This window comes from Shewanella sp. 11B5, from assembly GCF_002836795.1.
Classification (GTDB): Bacteria; Pseudomonadota; Gammaproteobacteria; order Enterobacterales; family Shewanellaceae; genus Shewanella; species Shewanella frigidimarina.
The window spans coordinates 1-1,054 of record NZ_PJAP01000200.1 but is presented as its reverse complement, the minus strand read 5'-3'; the positions used below and the strand labels follow the sequence as shown (position 1 = coordinate 1,054).

Here is a 1,054-nt window from a genome sequence, read left to right as displayed (position 1 = left end):
CAGTCGTTGTTCACCACGATGATGACCTTTGACATCAACATAGAAAAACCAAGACAGATGTCTTGGTTTTTTGTTTGTAAGTCAGTAAAACTGGTTTACAAAAAGCTTAAATCGCTTGACCGTTTACGGTTAATTTTACATCGATGTTGCCACGTACTGCGTTTGAATATGGGCAAACTTGGTGCGCTGTTTTCACTAACTGTTCAGCTTCTGCTTGGTCTAAATCAAGTTCAACGGCTAGCGCTACTGTTAATGCAAAACCACCATTTTCATTGGCACCTATACCGACAGTTGCTGTAGTTGGAGCAGCCTTGATAGCGACTTTACTTTGGCTGGCTACATGCAGAATCGCGTTAGAAAAACATGCGGCATAACCTGCAGCAAATAACTGTTCTGGATTAGTAAATTCACCGCTGCCACCCATTTCTTTTGGGTAACTTAACTGTAAATCAACTTTTTTGTCGTCGGTAGAAACTTGACCATTACGGCCTGCTAATGCTGTTGCTGAAGTGGTATATAGTGCTTTCATAGTAAACCTCATGTAAAAGTAAATTAATTTAAGTTGTGCGCAATCTAATTGTGTTCACTATAGCTAAGCCAAAAATAATTTGCAACTACATTGTGTGCAATTTAATTTTTATTGTTGTCTTGTTCTCTAAAAATCACTATTCAATGGCTGTAAACCTTAGTTTTACTTCAGTATCAATTTGATTAGCTTGTCATTCTTCTGTCACCTTTATGTCATCATTAGCTCTCACAATAGCCACTCATTAGACCTCTTAGGCTGTGCTAAGCATCGCCACATAATATGCGAACGATAAAAAATAAGGATAGGCTATGAAACGGTTTGTAACTCGTCGTGACTTTTTGGCTATGTCAGCTAAAGGTGCTGGGGCAGTAGTGGTGTCTTATGGATTAATGGGCTGTAGCAGTGATGATGACGATGTCGTATCGGGTCAGTTTTTGCAAGGGATTGCCAGTGGCGACCCAGCTGCAGATGCGGTGATTTTATGGACTCGCGTTACGCCTGATGTGGAAGGTGACATTACTGTGT

General features: G+C 40.4%; 2 protein-coding genes. One reads left to right on the top strand and one right to left on the bottom strand.

All coding sequences use genetic code 11. The features are described 5' to 3' along the window. Positions 1–106: 106 nt before the first annotated feature. Positions 107–529, bottom strand: coding sequence for an organic hydroperoxide reductase Ohr (locus tag CXF78_RS01630; RefSeq protein ID WP_102035778.1), 423 nt, complete (start codon positions 527–529; stop codon positions 107–109). A gap of 308 nt (positions 530–837) precedes the next feature. Between CXF78_RS01630 and CXF78_RS01625 the strand changes: the two genes are divergently transcribed. Then, the coding region (locus CXF78_RS01625; protein ID WP_145991338.1) for a PhoD-like phosphatase N-terminal domain-containing protein at positions 838–1,054 on the top strand (217 nt) is incomplete at its 3' end.

What these genes read in the sequence shown, in the direction of transcription:
- CXF78_RS01630 (WP_102035778.1), bottom strand. Translation starts at nt 529, where the DNA reads ATGAAAGCACTATATACCACTTCAGCAACAGCATTAGCAGGCCGTAAT.